Annotated in this window: 20 protein-coding genes and 1 pseudogene; 16 read left to right on the top strand and 5 right to left on the bottom strand. The window is 41.6% G+C overall.

The window, feature by feature from the left end; translation table 11 throughout:
• The first annotated feature begins 17 nt into the window (after window positions 1-17).
• The gene (locus QFZ72_RS19080) at window positions 18-788 is read left to right on the top strand and encodes a Cof-type HAD-IIB family hydrolase (protein ID WP_307436428.1); all 771 of its coding nucleotides are present in this window, start codon (window positions 18-20) and stop codon (window positions 786-788) included.
• Window positions 789-875: 87 nt separating this feature from the next.
• Here the strand turns inward: QFZ72_RS19080 and def are convergent, their stop codons facing one another.
• Both def and QFZ72_RS19070 read right to left on the bottom strand, forming a co-directional pair.
• Entirely contained in the window at window positions 876-1,430 is a 555-nt protein-coding gene (def, locus tag QFZ72_RS19075; RefSeq protein ID WP_307436425.1) for a peptide deformylase, read from the bottom strand.
• A 154-nt stretch (window positions 1,431-1,584) separates the two neighbouring features.
• Entirely contained in the window at window positions 1,585-1,710 is a 126-nt protein-coding gene (locus QFZ72_RS19070; RefSeq protein WP_307436422.1) for a YjcZ family sporulation protein, read from the bottom strand.
• Between the two features lie 409 nt (window positions 1,711-2,119).
• Here QFZ72_RS19070 and QFZ72_RS19065 point away from each other — a divergent pair, with 409 nt between their 5' ends.
• From QFZ72_RS19065 to lpdA, 5 genes and pseudogenes are all read left to right on the top strand, one after another.
• The gene (locus QFZ72_RS19065; RefSeq protein WP_307436420.1) at window positions 2,120-2,806 is read left to right on the top strand and encodes a YkyA family protein; all 687 of its coding nucleotides are present in this window, start codon (window positions 2,120-2,122) and stop codon (window positions 2,804-2,806) included.
• A 516-nt stretch (window positions 2,807-3,322) separates the two neighbouring features.
• The gene (gene pdhA / locus QFZ72_RS19060; protein WP_307436417.1) at window positions 3,323-4,438 is read left to right on the top strand and encodes a pyruvate dehydrogenase (acetyl-transferring) E1 component subunit alpha; all 1,116 of its coding nucleotides are present in this window, start codon (window positions 3,323-3,325) and stop codon (window positions 4,436-4,438) included.
• A 3-nt stretch (window positions 4,439-4,441) separates the two neighbouring features.
• Complete coding sequence (locus tag QFZ72_RS19055) at window positions 4,442-5,419, top strand: alpha-ketoacid dehydrogenase subunit beta (RefSeq protein WP_307436414.1); 978 nt, start codon at window positions 4,442-4,444, stop codon at window positions 5,417-5,419.
• 169 nt (window positions 5,420-5,588) lie between these two features.
• Window positions 5,589-6,951, top strand: a pseudogene (locus QFZ72_RS19050) (dihydrolipoamide acetyltransferase family protein).
• 3 nt (window positions 6,952-6,954) lie between these two features.
• Window positions 6,955-8,367, top strand: a complete 1,413-nt coding sequence (lpdA, locus tag QFZ72_RS19045) for a dihydrolipoyl dehydrogenase (protein ID WP_307436411.1) — start codon at window positions 6,955-6,957, stop codon at window positions 8,365-8,367.
• An 89-nt stretch (window positions 8,368-8,456) separates the two neighbouring features.
• Here lpdA and QFZ72_RS19040 read toward each other — a convergent pair whose 3' ends face one another.
• A complete protein-coding gene (locus QFZ72_RS19040; RefSeq protein WP_307436408.1) occupies window positions 8,457-8,846 on the bottom strand; it encodes a hypothetical protein in 390 nt (129 codons plus the stop codon).
• Between the two features lie 239 nt (window positions 8,847-9,085).
• Here QFZ72_RS19040 and QFZ72_RS19035 point away from each other — a divergent pair, with 239 nt between their 5' ends.
• Together QFZ72_RS19035 and QFZ72_RS19030 are read left to right on the top strand one after the other, a co-directional pair.
• Entirely contained in the window at window positions 9,086-9,337 is a 252-nt protein-coding gene (locus QFZ72_RS19035; protein WP_307436406.1) for a hypothetical protein, read from the top strand.
• A gap of 181 nt (window positions 9,338-9,518) precedes the next feature.
• Entirely contained in the window at window positions 9,519-10,355 is an 837-nt protein-coding gene (locus QFZ72_RS19030; protein WP_307436404.1) for a polysaccharide deacetylase family protein, read from the top strand.
• Window positions 10,356-10,380: 25 nt separating this feature from the next.
• Here the strand turns inward: QFZ72_RS19030 and QFZ72_RS19025 are convergent, their stop codons facing one another.
• Window positions 10,381-10,779, bottom strand: a complete 399-nt coding sequence (locus QFZ72_RS19025) for a DUF1885 family protein (protein WP_307436401.1) — start codon at window positions 10,777-10,779, stop codon at window positions 10,381-10,383.
• A 153-nt stretch (window positions 10,780-10,932) separates the two neighbouring features.
• On the opposite strand from QFZ72_RS19025, the gene QFZ72_RS19020 reads away from it, so the two are divergent.
• Entirely contained in the window at window positions 10,933-11,232 is a 300-nt protein-coding gene (locus QFZ72_RS19020; protein WP_307436398.1) for a DUF3055 domain-containing protein, read from the top strand.
• A gap of 201 nt (window positions 11,233-11,433) precedes the next feature.
• A complete protein-coding gene (locus QFZ72_RS19015; RefSeq protein WP_083328358.1) occupies window positions 11,434-11,574 on the top strand; it encodes a GapA-binding peptide SR1P in 141 nt (46 codons plus the stop codon).
• 476 nt (window positions 11,575-12,050) lie between these two features.
• Here QFZ72_RS19015 and QFZ72_RS19010 read toward each other — a convergent pair whose 3' ends face one another.
• A complete protein-coding gene (locus QFZ72_RS19010; protein WP_307436395.1) occupies window positions 12,051-13,523 on the bottom strand; it encodes an aminotransferase class I/II-fold pyridoxal phosphate-dependent enzyme in 1,473 nt (490 codons plus the stop codon).
• Between the two features lie 258 nt (window positions 13,524-13,781).
• Between QFZ72_RS19010 and QFZ72_RS19005 the strand changes: the two genes are divergently transcribed.
• The 6 genes from QFZ72_RS19005 (at window position 13,782) to QFZ72_RS18980 (ending at window position 20,071) form a co-directional block, all read left to right on the top strand.
• Window positions 13,782-15,008, top strand: a complete 1,227-nt coding sequence (locus tag QFZ72_RS19005; protein WP_307436392.1) for an acyl-CoA dehydrogenase — start codon at window positions 13,782-13,784, stop codon at window positions 15,006-15,008.
• An 11-nt stretch (window positions 15,009-15,019) separates the two neighbouring features.
• A complete protein-coding gene (locus tag QFZ72_RS19000) occupies window positions 15,020-15,796 on the top strand; it encodes an SDR family oxidoreductase (protein WP_307436388.1) in 777 nt (258 codons plus the stop codon).
• A 16-nt stretch (window positions 15,797-15,812) separates the two neighbouring features.
• Window positions 15,813-16,988 carry a thiolase family protein gene (locus tag QFZ72_RS18995; RefSeq protein ID WP_307436386.1) on the top strand — a complete coding sequence of 392 codons (1,176 nt, stop codon included), beginning with the start codon at window positions 15,813-15,815 and terminating at the stop codon, window positions 16,986-16,988.
• Window positions 16,988-17,740, top strand: coding sequence for an SDR family NAD(P)-dependent oxidoreductase (locus QFZ72_RS18990; protein ID WP_307439867.1), 753 nt, complete (start codon window positions 16,988-16,990; stop codon window positions 17,738-17,740). Before QFZ72_RS18995 ends, QFZ72_RS18990 begins: the two co-directional genes overlap by 1 nt.
• 80 nt (window positions 17,741-17,820) lie before the next feature.
• Window positions 17,821-19,425, top strand: a complete 1,605-nt coding sequence (locus QFZ72_RS18985) for a long-chain-fatty-acid--CoA ligase (protein ID WP_307436383.1) — start codon at window positions 17,821-17,823, stop codon at window positions 19,423-19,425.
• Between the two features lie 82 nt (window positions 19,426-19,507).
• Window positions 19,508-20,071, top strand: coding sequence for a TetR/AcrR family transcriptional regulator (locus QFZ72_RS18980; RefSeq protein ID WP_307436382.1), 564 nt, complete (start codon window positions 19,508-19,510; stop codon window positions 20,069-20,071).
• Window positions 20,072-20,104 lie beyond the last annotated feature (33 nt).

Genomic DNA, 20,104 nt, shown 5'->3' with positions numbered 1-20,104 from the left:
AGGTTAGGAGACGTTTTATGAATGGAAAAGTAATATTTTTTGATATTGACGGCACTTTATTAAATCACGATAAAGAAATACCGGACTCCACACGGGCGGCCATCGAAGAGTTAAAAAAAGAGGGTCATCATGTTGCCATCGCAACAGGCAGGGCGCCTTTCATGTTTGAGGATCTTAGAAAAGAACTTGGAATCGATTCCTTCGTCAGTTTTAATGGCCAGTTTGTAGTTTTTGAAGGAAATGTCATTTATAAAAATCCTCTTAATACAGAAAGACTTGAAGAATTATATGAATTTGCACGCACGTCAAATCACCCGTTAGTTTTCATGAGTGATGACACTATGATGTCAACAGAAACGGATCATCCCTATATACACGAGAGTATGGGCAGTCTGAAGTTTATGCATCCGGAGCGGGATCCTGACTTTTACCGCCATCACGAAATTTATCAGACGCTGCTTTTTTGTAAAGAGGGCGAAGAAGAAAACTATAAAAAGTATGAAGACTTCCATATCATCCGCTGGCATGAGCTTGCTACCGATATCCTTCCTTTTGGAGGTTCTAAGGCTGAAGGCATTAAAAAGCTGATGGAACGTCTGGAGATTGAGAAAAAAGATGTTTATGCTTTCGGTGATGGATTGAATGATCTTGAAATGATTAAATATGCTGGTACAGGCGTAGCGATGGGGAATGCAGTGCCTGAGCTGAAGGAGCTTGCAGATGAAGTGACATCAGATGTAAACCAGGACGGCATCCTTAATGGGCTGAAAAAAGTGGGACTGCTGTAGAAAAGCATATGTTTATTGGTCCGCAATAAAAATAAGAATCTTTCTTATGACTATAAAAAGACCTGTCTGCTTTAGCAGACAGGTCTTTTAGCGTTCAATGGCAATGGCATCTTCGGGTTCTTGCATAGGATCTTTTTCATTCATATGATCATAAAACATGACTCCATTTAGATGGTCTATTTCATGCTGAAATACAATAGAAAGCATGCCGCGGAGTCTTAAGTCGAGTTCTTCTCCCTCAAGTGAAACCGCTTTGACGCGAATTCTTGCATAGCGGGGCACATATCCCGGTACAGGGCGATCAACTGACAGACAGCCTTCACCGCTTGTTAAGTAGCTTTTTTCAACGGAATGGCTGATAATTTTCGGATTAAATAAAGCGTAGCTGTGCAGTGTTCCTTTTTCATCTGTCAGCCGAATGGCAATCATCCGCTTTGAAACGTTTATTTGCGGTGCAGCAAGTCCTATACCAGGTCTTAAGCCATATTTTTCGATCATTTCAGGATTTTGACTGTTTGAAACATAATCAAGCAAATCCTGCAATGTTTTTTTGTCTTCATCAGAAGGCGGCATGGCAACTTCTTCTGCCACTTTGCGAAGTGCCGGATGGCCTTCCCTGATAATATCATCCATTGTAATCATGGGGACTCACACTCCATTTCTTGCTAAATCATCTATATAAGTATAATGGAATTGACGACAAACGAAAAGTATTGCTTGTCCATTCAGGATAAGCGGCATCATTTTTGCGGCTTGCCCACAAAAAAAATGTGGGCATCACGGCCGCAATCATTCATTAGCAGTGGCCTACAAAAGCTGCACCAACGATAATTAATAGAATAAACAACACTACAATTAAAGCGAAAGTGCGTCCGTCGGCAGCCGGGTAGCCGTAACCGTACCCAGGATAACATCCGTGCATGTAAAAAACCTCCTTTTAATTGACCCTCATGTTCTGTGCATTAGCCTGAGTGTCTAATATAAACTATGTCACGGCATGGGAAGTGTATAGACAAAAGCCCAGATCCAATAAAAAAAATGGGAATTGATAGTGAGCAATTCGGCGCTGCCTTTCATACTGATCCAATCTTGCCTGAACTCAGGCGGTTAACAGGTTAAATCAAACATTATACAATTAACTTTTAAATCACCTCATTCTGATCAGCTTCACCTAATTCCCTCAGGAAAGTCAAACCCGGACTTTTCGGGTGAATTCTTATCTGTCTTACCCGAGTCTGACCAGGCGGTTCCGCTTTTCTGTTAAAGAAGATATTGTAAAAAACCGAAGAACATCTTATAGTTAAAGTGTTGAATGGTTAGGGGGACCCATGGTGACAAAATTTTCAAAAGCAATTTCAGCAGCAGCGGCAATCTTGATTGGATCGGTATTATTATCTGGCTGTTCAGGCTCTTCGCCAGAAGAAGAAATGTACAGTGCTCTTGAGAAGGTAGTATCTCTTGAAGATACATTTGAGCAGCAGCAAAAGCCTCTAATTGAGCTTGAAAAAGAGGAAAATGAACTTTATGAAGAAATTATTTCTTTAGGTATGAAAGAGTACGATAAGATTGTTTCTCTTTCAAAGGAAGCGTCAGCTGTTGTAGAAGAAAGAGAAAAGCGGTTAGAGGATGAAAGGCAAAGCATTCTTGATTCCAAGGAAGAATTTAAAAAAATTGCAGATCTTTCAAAGGAGCTCAAAGAAGACGGAGCGAAAGATAAGGCTGATAAGCTGCAGGGGCTGATGCAGAATCGCTATGATTCCTACGATGCCCTTTATGCTTCATATAAAGAAGCGATTGACCTTGATAAAGAGTTGTATCAAATGTTTCAAAAAAAGGATTTGAAGCTTGAAGAGCTTGAAGCGAAAATTACTGAAATTAACAGTACTTACGAAAAAGTATTGGCCGAAAATAAAAAATTTAATGAGTATACAGAACAGTATAATCAGGCAAAAATGGACTTTTATAAAGAAGCGGAGATTGAGGTAGAACAGCCGGAAGAAAATGCATCAAAATCATAACCATAAAAGCTTGTTTTATAGAGTATGGCCTGCAGAGAGATCGTTCTCTGCAGGTTTTTTGTTTTCGAGCAGTAAACCGCTGAGTATAATGGCAGCCGCATCAGCATTTTTCGACATTTGCTTATAAGGATACCTGTATCGATTTTTATAATACAGATGAACAATTAGTTATAGTACAGATTGATAAATAGGAAATAAAAGTAAAATGAAAACACTTGATATCTTTTAAGAATATCGATATAAATCAATTGACGAACTTATTTTTTATGGTGTACACTAGGAAATGTTGAAACGAATTGTATTAATTTCTTTCATCACTTAAATTAGTACAGATATTTGTACTGTCCAATACATAGAGAACGTTTCGGCATTCTCTCAGGTGGTATAAAGATATATAGAGGATAGCCTAAAAAAATGTGTCAGGCGTACTCATTTTGGGTAGGCTAATGCTGTATGTGTCAGTAATTATCTAATCTAGAACTATTTTTTTATAAGAGAAAGGATAGGTGACTAAAGATGGCTGCTAAGACTAAAAATGCTGTAGTTGACAGCAAAAAGCAATTCGAAGGAATTGCAAAGCAGTTTGAAACGTTCCAAATTCTGAATGAACAGGGCGAGGTTGTAAACGAAGCTGTAATGCCTGATTTATCAGATGATCAATTAAAAGAATTAATGCGCCGTATGGTTTATACGCGTATTTTGGACCAGCGTTCTATTTCACTAAACCGTCAAGGACGTTTAGGATTTTATGCTCCAACAGCAGGACAGGAAGCATCTCAGATCGCTTCTCATTTTGCACTTGAAAAAGAAGATTTCGTTCTTCCAGGATACCGTGACGTTCCGCAAATCATCTGGCACGGACTTCCATTATACCAAGCATTCTTATTCTCACGCGGACATTTCCACGGAAACCAGTTCCCTGAAGATGTAAATGCAATTTCACCGCAGATTATCATAGGTGCACAAATCATCCAGACTGCAGGTGTAGCTCTTGGAATGAAAAAGAAAGACCTTAAATCAGTTGCAATTACTTACACTGGCGACGGCGGAGCATCTCAAGGTGACTTCTACGAAGGTATCAACTTTGCAGGCGCTTATAAAGCACCGGCGATTTTTGTTGTGCAAAACAACAGATTTGCGATCTCAACACCTGTTGAAAAGCAATCTGCTGCTCAAACAATCGCTCAAAAAGCTGCAGCTGCAGGTATCGTAGGAATTCAGGTTGACGGAATGGATGCATTAGCTGTATATGCTGCAGTACGTGATGCACGCGAACGCGCTGTTAATGGTGAAGGTCCTACATTAATTGAAACGCTTACTTATCGTTATGGCCCTCATACGATGGCTGGTGACGACCCAACCCGCTATCGTACGAAAGAACTTGATAACGAGTGGGAAGAGAAAGATCCTCTTGTACGTTTCCGTAAATTCTTAGAAAACAAAGGCTTATGGAACGAAGATGAAGAAAATAAAGCGATTGAACAAGCAAAAGAAGATATTAAAGAAGCAATCAAAAAAGCGGATGAATATCCAAAACAAAAAGTAACAGATCTAATGGATAACATGTACGAAGAAATGCCATACAATCTGAAAGAGCAATATGAAATCTACAAAGCAAAGGAGTCGAAGTAAGCCATGGCTCAAATGACAATGATTCAAGCAATCACTGATGCGCTGCGCTCAGAATTAAAAAATGATTCTAACGTCTTAGTGTTTGGAGAAGATGTTGGTGTAAATGGCGGCGTATTCCGTGCTACTGAAGGATTACAAAAAGAATTCGGCGAAGACCGTGTATTTGATACACCTCTTGCTGAATCAGGAATCGGCGGTCTTGCGATCGGTCTTGGATTAACAGGATTCCGTCCTGTAGCTGAAATTCAATTCTTCGGTTTCGTTTATGAAGTAATGGACTCTATTTCAGGCCAAATGGCTCGTATGCGCTACCGTTCCGGCGGACGCTGGTCTTCTCCAGTTACTATCCGTTCACCATTCGGCGGAGGCGTTCATACACCTGAACTTCATGCTGACAGCTTAGAAGGCCTTATGGCTCAGCAGCCTGGTGTCAAAGTTATTATTCCTTCAACTCCATACGACGCAAAAGGACTTTTAATCTCTGCTATTCGTGATAACGATCCAGTCGTTTTCCTTGAGCATATGAAACTTTACCGTTCTTTCCGTCAGGAAGTTCCTGAAGAAGAATATACGATTGAAATCGGCAAAGCTGAAGTGAAAAGAGAAGGTTCTGACCTTTCTATTATTACTTACGGCGCAATGGTGCATGAGTCATTAAAAGCAGCAGAAGAGCTTGAAAAAGAAGGAATTTCTGCTGAAGTGATCGACCTGCGCACAATCAGCCCATTAGATATCGACACAATCATTGCATCTGTAGAAAAAACAGGCCGTGCGATTGTTGTGCAAGAAGCTCAAAAGCAAGCAGGAATTGCAGCGAACGTTGTTGCTGAAATCAATGACCGTGCGATCCTAAGCTTAGAAGCTCCTGTACTTCGCGTGACAGCTCCAGACACTGTATTTGCTTTCTCTCAAGCTGAAGGTGTATGGCTGCCAAACTTCAAAGATGTGATTGAAACAGCTAAAAAAGTAATGAATTTCTAATTATACATTCTGAGAAAAGAAATCAGAGGGCCCGGAAGAATGCGTGTTTATGTTCCATGATCAGCGCGGCGCAGCTGCGTGAAAGCACTTGAACAAACATCAAATGGTAATTCTTTTGAAACCTGAAAACTGGTTTCTTTTCCATATGAAAAATAGGAGGTAATATACCGTGTCATTCGAATTTAAAATGCCGGATATCGGTGAGGGTATCCACGAAGGTGAAATTGTAAAGTGGTTTATCAAGCCAGGCGATGAAGTAAACGAAGATGACGTACTGGCTGAAATCCAGAACGATAAAGCTGTCGTTGAAATTCCTTCTCCTGTAAAAGGAAAAGTTATTGAGCTTAAAGTTGAAGAGGGAACTGTTGCGACAGTTGGACAAACTCTTATTACATTTGATGCTCCTGGTTATGAAAACCTTAAGTTTAAAGGTGATGACCATGGAGATGAGCCTGCTAAAGAAGAGAAAACAGAAGCACAAGTTCAATCTACAGCTGAAGCTGGTCAAGATGTGAAAAAAGAAGAAGCTCCTAAACAAGAAACAAAAGAAGCTACAGGCGCAGGTGCACAGGATCAGGCTGAAGTCGATCCAGACCGCCGCATCATTGCAATGCCTTCTGTACGTAAATATGCCCGTGAAAAAGGCGTTGAAATCCGCCAAGTATCAGGATCAGGCAAAAACGGACGCATCGGCAAAGAAGACATTGATGCATTCTTAGAAGGCGGCTCTAAACCTGCTGATAACGCAAACTGAAGCTCCTAAAGCAGAAGCTAAAGAAGAAAAAGCAGAGCAAAAAGCACCGGCAAAACAAGCTGTTCCAGAAGGCGACTTCCCTGAAACACGCGAGAAAATGAGCCCAATGCGCAAAGCAATCGCTAAAGCAATGGTTAACTCAAAACATACAGCTCCACACGTTACATTGATGGATGAAGTGGATGTGACGAAACTAGTTTCTCACAGAAAACAGTTCAAAGGTGTTGCAGCCGAGCAGGGAATTAAGTTAACATATTTACCGTACGTAGTGAAAGCTCTTACATCAGCGCTTAAGAAATATCCGGTTCTTAACACTTCTATCGACGACAAAACAGAAGAAGTGATTCAAAAGCATTACTACAACATTGGTATTGCTGCTGATACAGAAAAAGGACTTATGGTTCCAGTTGTTAAAAACGCAGAACGCAAATCAATCTTTGACATTTCTGATGAAATTAACGGCTTAGCTACTAAAGCACGCGACGGTAAACTTTCTGCTGCGGAAATGAAGGGCGCTTCTTGTACAATTACAAACATCGGCTCAGCTGGCGGACAATGGTTCACTCCAGTAATCAATCACCCAGAGGTTGCAATCCTTGGAATCGGCCGCATTGCTGAAAAAGCAATCGTAGTTGACGGTGAAATTGTTGCTGCTCCAGTGCTTGCTTTATCATTAAGCTTTGACCACCGCATGATCGATGGTGCTACAGCACAAAATGCATTAAATCACATTAAGCGTTTATTGAACGACCCACAACTTATTTTAATGGAGGCGTAATCGATGGTAGTAGGAGATTTCCCTATTGAAACAGATACTCTTGTCATTGGTGCGGGACCTGGCGGCTATGTAGCTGCCATCCGCGCTGCACAGCTAGGACAGAAAGTAACAATCGTAGAAAAAGCAAACCTTGGCGGCGTTTGCTTAAACGTTGGATGTATTCCTTCTAAAGCGTTAATCGCTGCCGGTCACCGTTTTGAGAATGCTAAGCATTCTGAAGATATGGGAATCAAAGCTGAAAACGTAACAGTTGATTTTACGAAAGTTCAAGAATTCAAAGCTGGCGTAGTGAAAAAGCTTGTCGGCGGTGTTGAAGGACTTCTTAAAGGCAACAAAGTTGAAATCGTTCGCGGCGAAGCTTATTTTGTAGACAGCGAATCTATTAAAGTAATGGATGATAATTCATCTCAAACTTATAAATTCAAAAATGCAATCATCGCTACAGGTTCACGTCCGATTGAAATTCCAGGATTCAAATATTCTAAACGCGTTTTAGATTCAACAGGCGCGCTAAACTTAAATGAAATTCCTAAGAAAATTGTTGTTATTGGTGCAGGCTACATAGGCACTGAGCTTGGAACAGCTTACGCAAACTTCGGTTCTGAAGTCGTATTCATTGAAGCAATGGATGAGATCTTAATGGGCTTTGAAAAGCAAATGAGCTCACTAGTAAAACGCAACCTTAAGAAAAAGGGCAACGTTGAAATCCATACAAAAGCTAAAGCTAAATCTGTTGAAGAAACAGAAAACGGCGTAAAAGTAACATTTGAAGTAAAAGGCGAAGAGCAGACAGTTGAAGCTGATTACTTGTTAGTAACAGTTGGTCGCCGTGCTAACACAGACGAACTTGGCCTTGAGCAAGTAGGCGTTGAAATGTCAGACCGCGGCGTGATTAAAATTGATAAGCAGTGCCGCACAAGCGTGACTAACATCTTTGCAATCGGCGATATTGTTGAAGGTCCTCCTCTTGCACACAAAGCTTCTTATGAAGGCAAAATTGCTGCAGAGGTAATCGCTGGCGAACATGCTGAAATTGATTACTTAGGAATTCCTGCTGTTGTATTCTCTGAGCCTGAACTTGCTTCAGTAGGCTACACAGAAGCACAAGCTAAAGAAGAAGGAATTGAGGTTGTTGCTGCTAAGTTCCCATTTGCTGCAAATGGACGGGCACTATCTCTTAACCAGACAGACGGATTCTTAAAACTAGTTACACGTAAAGAAGACGGTCTTGTTATTGGAGCGCAAATTGCTGGTGCTGCAGCTTCTGATATGATTTCAGAGCTTAGCCTTGCAATTGAAGCCGGCATGACTGCTGAAGATATTGCGATGACAATTCATGCGCATCCAACATTGGGAGAAATCACAATGGAAGCTGCTGAAGTTGCAATCGGAAGCCCGATTCACATTGTGAAATAATGAGAGAAAAACCCCCTTAATGCTTATGATTAAGGGGGTTTTTTGACAAAATAAAAAGGCGGCTAATTATATAGAACCACCTTAAAAACTTAACGCTGTCCGCTGCTCTTTGACAGAGCTTTAATGACAGGATTAATAATCTCCTCTTTATTCCCTACATGCCCTTCAATTTGGAAGATCACCTGATTATCGTCCACAACAACAAGAGAAGGATATTTGTCTACATCATACGGATAATTTTCTTCCGCACTTGACTCGATAAATTGCAAACCTTCAATTTCTTCTGGGAATTCCCTTTTTAAATCGATGAGTGCGTCATAATAAACGGATTCCTGATATTCATCCTGTTCATCTGAGAAGAATAATAGCTTTCTTTCTTCCGGTTCCGGCTGATTAATCGCCTCAGAAGTGAAATTCAAACTGCAAGATGATAGAAGAAATACTGGCATGATGAAGGCGACAATAACCGACTTTGCCATATTGCCCACCTCTTTAAAATGAAATGGTCTAAACATACCGCTCTATTTGTGAATGAAAACCAATACTTACTACCCAGTTTTAGTGTGCCGTCTTGCTAAATTAATGCTATTCTATCATGTTTTCCGAATATTCCCCTGAATGTTACCTATTTGTTACATAAATGAAAAATATACAGTAGGAATGTCGCATAACCTAAATATAGGGGATAAAGCGGTTGAGTAAAAGAAGGGGAGTAAAGATGAAATGGCCAATGATTATTTTTCTGCAATGTTTCATGTGGGGCGGTTATTTATTGGTGGAAAGGATTTCTGAAAAAGATTCGCTGCAGGCTAAATTGATCTTGCTTGGGGTCTTTCTGTACATAGCATATATTGTGGCAGCATCTCTTTCACAATCCAAAAAAATCGCTCTATTCGTGACGGCTGCAACTTCAGCTGCGGCATTTTTATGCAAGGATGAATTCTTATTGCTCATTAGGACGTTTATTTAATAACACTGTCAGCATAATCAAAAACACTTTCTCCCAAACTAGAAAGTGTTTTTTGATTTTTTCTTTTATACAGGATTATTCACTGTAAGCAGGTACCTTTGTTAATTAATTCCTCTTTTTATATAGTGCAGCAATCAGCCTTATATTATACTAATAATGGAGAATGATTGGGGGATACATAATGAAGCATTTGCTTTGCATCTTGGCTGCGGTCTGTTTACTTGCAGCGTGCAGCTCAGATCAAACTGATAATCAAGCAGCGAAACATGAAGAAGCGGACAAGCAAAAGGAAGGACAAAAGAGTGACAAGGCACCAGAAGAGCCTGCACCTGATAAAGAGGAAAAAGAAAGCGCGGAGACAGCAGCTGAACCAGAAGCACTTCCTAAATACAAGATAAATCCAGCGAATTGGACAATTAAGCCTCTGAGTGCAAATATCAATGCAAAGGCAGTCCTGATTACGATTGATGATGCTCCTGATAAACACAGTCTGGAAATGGCTCATACGCTAAAAGATCTTGGTGTAAATGCGATTTTTTTCGTTAATGGCAACTTCTTAGATACAGATGAAGAGAAAATGACATTGAAAGATATTCATAACCTCGGGTTTCCGATCGGCAACCATACGATGACACATGCTAATTTGAAAGATCTTTCTGCAGAAGAGCAGCGAAATGAAATCGTTCGGCTGAATGATCTAGTTGAAGCGACAATTGGAGAAAGACCTCGTTTTTTCCGTGCTCCATTCGGAAGCAACACAGAAGAAAGCCGGAAGCTTGCAGAGGAAGAAAAGATGATTTTGATGAACTGGACATACGGTTATGATTGGGAAAAGGCGTATCAATCAAAAGATGCCCTTGCAGACATTATGGTCAATTCACCGTTCCTGACAGATGGAGCGAATCTGTTAATGCATGACCGGGAATGGACAAACGAAGCATTAAAGGGGATTGTAGAAGGATTAAAAGCTAAGGGATATGAATTAGCTGATCCCCATTCAATCGAAAAAATTTCATGAAAAAGCGGTCCTATAAGGATCGCTTTCATCTTTTATAATAGTACATTTTTCTGCCGTTAAATAATGTTAGTTCTCCTTTAAGTTTTTTTGCAAGGAACTTTGAAAACTCATTTGCTTTATTCTTGTCTCCGTATTTTGAATCAGAGGGGAGGGTGATTTGCAGAAAAGAAGGCTGCTCATTACCGGCTGAACTGACTCCGACATACATTTTGGAATATCCTCGTTCTTCTGACGATAAGGAAAGATATCCATCCACTTGTTTACATTCATAAGGAAAAGCAGAGCTTTCATATTCGAAGTTTAATTGCTGGCCGGTTTTACTCGTTATGTCCTTGTAATAGTGAAAAAGCTCTATTACTTCATCAACCGTTATATGCTGTTTAATGGATCCGCCGACTAATTTAATAAATGCGTGAGAGGCCATCCTGTCAACTCCTAATATTTTTGACTGATTAAATTAAATTTTACAAATATTTAAACAGTCTGACAAGATAAAGGTGAAATAAAATTGTGCTGAGACACAATGTAGGGTATAATTAATCTGAATAATCAGATAATAAAACAGAAGGAGGCCATTATGAACGCTTTAGAAAAGTTTTATGATGATACCGAGCAGGCTAACGTAAGGTATGTGGGATTTGCTTCAAGTGACAAGAGGTATGATTTGGCCATTGTATACTCAAGCATGTTTTTTGGCAAACCGCTCGTCATATGTCTCCAAACCGGTAAAGCAGCTCTCCTTGACTCGTCTGATATCGAAGACCTCGAACTCCTCATGAACACATTTCGCACTGAAACCCTGCAGCAGGCATCAGAACTCTCTGATTTCTTCAAAGAAGTGATCCCAGCCGTCCAATTGACCACCGAATATGAATAAGAAAAAAACTGGCGTATTTCAGCCAGTTTTTTAATATGCTTATACTAAAAGAAAGATACATAAATTGATAGAAAATACATAAATGTGTTATACAATTTAGGCTTGACGAATTAAATGTGTTATATTATTATAGAGTTACAAAGTATTAAGCGCTTTCAATAATTCTTAAAGCGCTAATCCACTCAAAAAAGGGGTATGGAAATGGGAACAATCGTATGTCAAACATGCAATGGTACTATCGATCATTTTGAGGACGAAAAGGTCAGTGTTTTGTATGGGAAGTGCACAAGCTGCGATTGCCAAGTACTCGAGAGAGAAATTACAGTTATTCAAGGGGTTTAAATAGAAGCTAGATGAAAGCATGCGGGATTTCCTGCATGCTTTTATTTTTTTTTAGATTTGTCTGCCCTTCGTTTCTGCGCGCTCACCTTGTAATTCTTCGCGTTAAATCCAATTAACATTCTTTCAATCTACTTCGATTAAGGCGGCTGTTTTATTTTTTTCTTGCACCGGATAATGGTTATAAATTGTTTAAAGCTGAGACTAAGAAAAGCTGTCTGCTGAATTTCAGAGCGAACATATATGCATTTTTCCAGATAGAATGGGGTGAAAATACGACTGTTGACTGTTGATTTGTTACTGCTCGGTTTCTGACCACACAGCCATTTATCTCTGCAAAGTATGTATTTAATCTCAGACACTGTTTTTGATCGATCCCTGTTGTTAGATGAATACCCTGATGCCTAAACTATTCATGCTGCAGTCAGTTTCTTATAACCGCAAAAAAGACGATTCATAAAAGAATCGCCTTTTTACTTTTATCTGATTGCTTTATGCTCTTTAATCACTCTCAAATAGTTAAGCTCAGGATCTTCTGGTCCTTGTACAGGTAGACCGACTTCCAGGTTCTTGCGCACATATGCAAGATTTTCTTCAGATATGATTTCACCAGGGATGAAAATTGGAATTCCTGGGGGATAAACCATGATAAACTCAGCAATGATGCGTCCTGCTGATTCACTGAAAGGGACAACTTCCGTTTCCGCATAAAATGCATCACGGGGTGTCAGTGCTAAAACAGGAATATCAGGCAGCATGACAGTCGGTTTTACCAAGTCTGCAGATGCATCAATAAATTCTGAAGACAGAGCCTGCAGCGCTTCAACCAAAATGCCTGTTTCTCTTTCAGAATCCCCCGGTGTAATGATGCAAAGAATGTTATATAAATCTGACATTTCAACTTCAATATTATAGTTTTCACGCAGCCATTTTTCTACATCATAGCCATTTAAGCCAAGCTCTTTTATGGAAATGATCAGCTTCGTCGGATCGTAATCAAATGCCGCTTTGGTGCCGACAATCTCCTCGCCGATGCACTCGATTTTATCAATCTCATTAATCTTTCTGCGTGTATCCTCTGCAAGGTGGATAGCCCGTTCGACGAGCTCGCGGCCTTCTGTTGCCAAACGTTTTCTTGCTACATCAAGCGAAGCTAAAAGCAGATATGACGTAGATGTTGTTGTCAGCATGCTCAGGATAGTTTGAACTCTTTGAACAGATACCAATCCTTCGCGGACGTTTAACACAGAGCTTTGCGTCATAGATCCGCCCAGCTTATGAACACTTGTTGCCGCCATGTCTGCACCTGCCTGCATGGCTGACATCGGGAGGTCCTCATGAAAATGTATATGAACCCCATGAGCCTCATCGACAAGAACAGGGACATTGTACGAATGGGCAATTTCAACGATTTTCTTTAAATCAGCCGAGACTCCGAAATAAGTAGGGTTGATGACAAGCAGTCCTTTTGCATCTGGATGCTGCTCAAGGGCATGTTCAACAGATTCAGTTGTAATGCCGTGTGAAATGCCAAGCTCTTTATCAATTTCAGGGTGAATAAAGATTGGTGTAGCCCCAGAGAAAACGACAGCGGACATAACCGACTTATGAACATTGCGGGGAACAAGGATTTTATCTCCAGGTCCGCATACAGCCATCACCATTGTCATGATCGCACCGCTTGTTCCCTGTACAGAGAAGAATGTATAATCTGCTCCAAATGCTTCAGCTGCCAAGTCTTGAGCTTTTTTGATCATTCCTTTTGGAGAATGAAGATCATCCAAAGGTCCGATGTTGATTAAATCTATGGAAAGAGCAGGGTCCCCGATAAAAGAGCGGAATTCAGGATCAATTCCTGCACCTTTTTTATGTCCTGGGATATGGAATTGAACAGGATCTTTTTTTGCATGCTCTTTTAATCCTGTAAATAAGGGTGTTTCATATTGCGACAATTTGTATTCCCACCTTCTTTAATTAAAAATAGCATCTATTTTCATCATTTCATTTTAGTTATTTACACATAAAACAAGTGAATTATATCACTTTATAAATGGATTGAAAAGGTATTTTTCAAAAGGGTAAAACTGCGCAAAATAATTAATTTGGCAGAATTTTTAGAATAATGGTTGTCTTTTTTGCCAGTTACATATTATGATAGAAGTAGCTTTACATACCAACCGGTTAGTAAGTTATTAGAAAGGGTGATTTAGTTGAACTTTACTTACTCAGATAAAGTGATTGACTTACAAAAACGAGTAGCATCTTTTATGGAAGAATTCGTTTATCCAAATGAAAAAAAGTACGAAGAACAATTAAATGCACAGGAATCCAGATGGTCTGAAATTCCGGCCATAATGGAAGAGCTGAAAACCAAGGCAAAGGAAAGAGGATTATGGAATTTATTTTTGCCTGAGAGCGAGTACGGGGCAGGACTTACAAATTTAGAATATGCTCCGCTTTGTGAAATTATGGGACGCTCATTGCTTGCACCTGAAGTGTTTAACTGTGCAGCACCTGATACAGGAAACATGGAGGTACTTGTGCGCTACGGCACAGAAGAACAAAAAGAGAAATGGCTGAAGCCTCTTCTTACCGGAGAAATCCGTTCATGCTTTTCCATGACTGAGCCTGATGTTGCCTCAGCAGATGCGACGAATATTGGAGCAAGCATCATCCGGGACGGGGATGAATATGTCATTAACGGAAGAAAATGGTGGTCTTCAGGAGCCGGCGATCCCCGCTGCAAGATTGCGATTGTGATGGGAAAATCCGATTTTCAAGCCCCTAAATATGAACAGCAGTCGATGATTTTAGTGCCGCTTGATGCTGAAGGCGTCAAGATTGAAAGAGTGCTGCCTGTTTTCGGCTACGATCACGCTCCTCACGGTCATGCGGAAATTACATTTGAGAACGTAAGAGTGCCGGCTTCTAATATGCTGCTCGGTGAAGGAAGAGGATTTGAAATTGCCCAGGGCCGACTTGGACCGGGAAGGATTCATCACTGCATGAGATTGATCGGGGCTGCAGAACGAGCTCTTGAGGAATTATGTAAGCGCGTACAAAACAGAGAGGCTTTTGGCAAACCGATTTCAAGCCAGGGTGTCATCAGAGAATGGATCGCAGACTCCCGCATCGAAATTGAGCAGGCGCGCTTGCTGACTTTAAAAGCGGCCTACATGATGGATACGGTCGGAAATAAAGCGGCTAAAACGGAAATCGCGATGATTAAAGTCATTGCTCCGAATATGGCACTGAAAGTAATCGACAGGGCCATTCAGGCATTCGGTGCTGCTGGAGTCAGCGAAGATACTCCGCTTGCCGCTCAATGGGCAAGTGCAAGAACCTTGAGAATTGCTGACGGACCGGATGAAGTGCATCGTGCGCAGCTGGCAAGGCTTGAGCTGAAAAAATACGATGTGAATTTGCAGACAGTATAAGGAGGGGTAGTATGCATGTGAAAGAAATGTTTGATCTGACAGATAAAGTGGCTATCATCACGGGCGGAGGTCGAGGACTTGGCGAGCAGATAGCTGAGGGATTTGCACAGGCAGGCGCATCGCTTGTCCTCTGTTCCAGAAAAGCCGCAGCCTGTGAAGATGCAGCTGCCCGTTTAAGCAGGGAATATGGAGTAAAAGCCATCGCTTTATCATGTGATGTGACAAATAGTGAAGATGTAAAAAATGTTGTAAAAACTACAATCGAAAAGTTTGGAAAGATTGATATTTTAGTCAATAACAGCGGAGCAACATGGGGTGCACCTGTTCAGGAAATGCCGCTTGAGGCGTGGAATAAGGTTATGAATGTGAATGTTACCGGCACATTTCTAATGTCCCAGGAAGCCGGCAAACAAATGATCAAGCAAAAGAGCGGGAAAATCATTAATATCGCCTCTGTTGCAGGACTTGGCGGAACAGACCCTCGCTATATGGATACCATTGCCTACAACACAAGCAAGGGCGCTGTCATCACTTTTACAAAGGACCTGGCTGTGAAGTGGGGACAGTACAACATTAATGTGAATGCCATTGCACCCGGTTTTTTTCCTACTAAAATGTCTCAGGTGATCATAGAAAACGGGAAAGATCATTTCCTGAATATCACACCGCTTAAACGATTCGGAACAGATCAGGATTTAAAAGGCGCTGCCCTGTTTTTGGCGGCCAAAGCTTCTGATTTTATCACAGGTGATGTTCTCGTCGTAGACGGCGGAACACATGCCATGTAAGAAAGGGGTAAGTTAAATGAATCGTGATCCGGTCATCGTAGCTGCTGTCAGAACCCCAATTGGGAGACAAGGCGGTGCACTTTCATCAATGGAAGCCAATGAATTTGGGGCCATTGTAATAAAAGAGGCAATGAACAGAGCAAAGATATCAGCAGACATGATCGATGATGTCATTTTTGGAAATGTCCTCTCAGGCGGAGGAAATATTGCAAGATTAACAGCCTTGTCCACGGGACTATCACTTGATATACCGGGGCTGACAGTTGACCGTCAATGCGGCTCGGGGATTAATGCTGTGAATCTAGCAGCACAGGCGATCAAAGCAGGTGATGGTGATATCTATATAGCAGGGGGCACTGAAAGCATGTCTCTCGCTCCTTATTTAATGGAAAAACCGAAAAAAGCATTCAGTCCGGCACCGCCGAGATTTAAGTCAGCAGTGCTGTCTCCGAAAGAAATCGGGAATCCTCCAATGGGAATAACAGCGGAAAATCTGGTTTCCAAATATGAGATCAGCCGCGCGGAACAAGATGAATTTGCTCTCCGCAGCCAGCAGAGAATGGCGGCAGCTGTCGCAGAGGGAAGATTTGACGAGCAGATTGTTCCTGTTGAAATCCGTCAGAGAAAAGGAGACCCTATCCTGTTCAAAGCAGATGAACATCCCCGTCCAAATACAACGATTGAAGGTTTAAAAGCACTGGGTCCAGCTTTTAAAGAAGACGGCACTGTTACTGCCGGAAGCAGCTCTGGTCTGAATGATGCTGCATCAGCAGTTGTTATCATGTCACGTGAAAAAGCTTTGGAACTTGGCTTGATGCCGCTATGCACAGTAAAGCATTATGCCGTTGCAGGCGTCGATCCGAATATTATGGGAATCGGCCCAGTTCCAGCTGTGAAAAAAGTGCTTGAGAGAGCAAATTTATCACTGGCGGATATGGACATCGTTGAACTGAATGAAGCATTTGCGGCACAAGTCTTAGCATGCGACCGGGAACTGAATTTTGATCACAGCAAGCTGAACGTAAACGGGGGCGCGATTGCCCACGGCCATCCGCTTGGGGCAACAGGTGCCATTTTGATGACAAAGGCCATCTATGAGCTGAAGCGCTCAGGAGGACGCTATGCCCTGATCACAGCGTGTATTGGAGGCGGCCAGGGAATTGCAACAATTATAGAAAGAGAGACTGATTGATGAGACTTGCCGGCAAAGTTGCTGTAATTACAGGGGGAGCAGGCGGCATAGGCAAAGCAACTGCCATGCTGTTTGCCGAACAGGGTGCGAAGGTAGTTATCGGCGATTATAACAGTGAAGCAGGAGAAAAAACGGCTCATGAAATCAGAGAGAAAAACCTGCCATGCCTTTTTGTTAAAACGGATGTGACAAACCCAGATGATGTTCAGGCATTGATGAACTCAGCTGTAAATGAATACGGTGCACTTGATATTCTTTTCAACAATGCAGGTGTTTCTAATCAGAGCGTGAAAATAAGCGAGATGGAAACTGAGGAATGGGACAGGGTCGTTGATATTAATCTTAAAGGTGTTTTCTTGGGAATCAAATATGCAGTTCCATTCATGATACGAAGCGGCGGAGGCTCGATTATCAATACTTCCAGTGTGCTTGGAATGAAAGGGAAAAAACGGTTGGCTCCTTACAACGCATCAAAAGCAGGTGTCATTGCTCTGACAAAAAATGCGGCCCTTGATTATGGAAAAGAAAACATTCGGGTAAATGCGATTGCTCCAGGCGTGATTGATACTTCCATTATTGATGAATGGCGCAATGATGAGAGAAGATGGGAGATCTACTCGAAATCGAATGCTCTTGCAAGAATCGGCCAGCCTGAGGAAATTGCCAAGGCCGTCCTGTTTCTGGCAAGTGATGATGCTTCTTATGTGACGGCAGCCACGCTGCTTGTAGATGGCGGAACGATTACCTTTTAATCATTGGCTTTTTGGAAATGCTGTTTTAATTTACTGACAGTTCTCTGAAAAGAGCCTAACCATAAAGGAGGAACCTGTAATTGGATAAATGGCTTGCAACGTACCCGGAGCATGTACATCATGATTTTGACATACCTTACATTTCCATTCCGCAAATGTTTGAGGAAACCGTTCATAAATATGGTGAAAAAGAGGCAATTTCATTTTGCGGGAAATCCATTTCTTATCAGGAAGTTGCAGGAATGGTCATTGCCTTCGCATCTGCTCTTCAGAAAAAGGGTATTAGAAAAGGTGACAGAGTGGCAATTATGCTTCCGAATTGCCCGCAGTATGTTGTCGCTTACTACGGCGCATTAAAAGCTGGTGCGATTATCACGCAGGTAAACCCGATGCTTGTTGAACGTGAACTCGATTATATTCTGAATGATTCAGGAGCTGAAACCATCGTCGTTTTTGATGCGCTTTATCCAAGAGTAAAAGCGGTTAAAGGAAGTACAAACTTAAAGCAAGTCATAACAGTCAGCCTCCAGGAAGAAATCACTCCTGATGCAGAAGATCATACGTTTCAGCAGTTTCTGGGCATGGGGACCGGGGAAGTGCTGCCTGTGCAGATTGAGCCAGAGCATGATATTGCCGTCCTTCAATACACAGGCGGAACGACGGGCCGCTCCAAAGGGGCAATGCTCACACACCGCAACTTAATGGCAAACATTTATCAATCCTATGAATTCTTTAAGAATGAAGTACAGTCTGGGGCAGAGCGCTGTTTAACCGTTATTCCGCTATTTCATGTGTTTGGGATGACATCCTGCATGAACTTAACGATTCTTCGCGGCAACTCTATGATCTTGATGCCCCGTTTTGAACTTGAAGAAGTCATGCAGACGATAAAACGAGAACAGCCTACTATTTTTCCGGGAGTTCCGACCATGTATGTTGCGATCACAAACCATCCCAAGGCCGAAGAATACGGAATCAGCAGCATCCGGATCTGCAACAGCGGCAGCGCGCCAATGCCTGTTGAGCTGTTAAAAGAATTTGAACGGAAAACAGGAGCAAAGATTTTAGAAGGATACGGTTTATCCGAAGCGGCGCCGACGACGCACTGCAATCCTCCGTTTGGAGAGCGGAAACCGGGAAGTGTAGGAATCGGTGTTCCGGGAACAGCTTATAAAATTGTTGATGTTGCAGCTGGAAAAGAAGAGGTTCCTGCAGGGACTCTCGGGGAAGTGATCATAAAAGGCCCTCAGGTGATGAAAGGATACTGGAATATGCCTGAGGAAACAGCCAATACAATTCGTGACGGCTGGCTCTTTACCGGTGATATTGCAAAGGTGGACAAGGAAGGATATTTGTATATTGCCGACCGCAAAAAGGATATGATCATTGCCAGCGGATACAATGTCTACCCGAGAGATATCGAAGAGGTTTTATACGAACATGATGCAATCCAAGAGGCAGTTGTCATAGGCGTTCCGGATCCTTACCGCGGAGAGACGGTTAAGGCCTTTGCTGTATTAAAATCAGGAAAAAGTGCAACAGAAGAGGAAATCATTTCATTTTGCCGCAGCCAATTGGCATCTTATAAAGTGCCTGCCATCATCGAGTTCCGAGATCAGCTGCCGAAAACGAGCGTCGGCAAAATATTGCGCAGGGCTCTCAGAGAAGAAGTTGTTAAAAGGTAAATCTAAAGCAAATAATCTATGAATCTCTTTATAGGGCTTATGGTATAATCTCTTTAATCTAGGCGAGAGAGGATTAGGCATAATGAAAGAAAAAATCATACAGCAAAGCATACAGCTATTCGGAGAAAAAGGATTTAAAGAAACATCCATACAGGATATTGTTGACAGCCTGAGGGTAACTAAAGGCACCTTTTATTATTACTACAAAAGCAAAACAGAGCTGTTAATGGCGATTCACTTAAAGTACATTGACGATCTTCTGCGAAAACAGGAAGAAATCATCCAGGATAATGAAAAAATGTACAAAGATAAGCTACATGAAATTGTTTATATGCTGATTCATGACATCGAAAAAGAAGGATTAAGCGCGAAGGTCTTCTTCAGGGAAATGAGAAATTTAAGTGAAGAGGATATGGCGGAAGTAGTAGCCAAAAGAGATCTTTTCAGAGTGAAGATTCAGCAGATTATTGAAGCGGGAATTGCTGCCGGAGAATTCCGTTCAGATCTGCCGATAGATATTGTCACATTCGGGATATTGGGTATGACGAACTGGAGTTACTTCTGGTTTGATCCGAACGGCCGGGTATCTGATCGTGAAGTATCGGAAATTTTTCTGAAAATGGTGCTTGAAGGACTAAATATGTAAAGGGATTTTCGGGTGACCGGGAATTTCTTCGCC

The sequence above is a fragment of the Bacillus sp. V2I10 genome (assembly GCF_030817055.1).
In the GTDB taxonomy this organism is placed as follows: domain Bacteria; phylum Bacillota; class Bacilli; order Bacillales; family Bacillaceae; genus Bacillus_P.
This window is presented reverse-complemented; position numbering and strand designations above follow the sequence as displayed.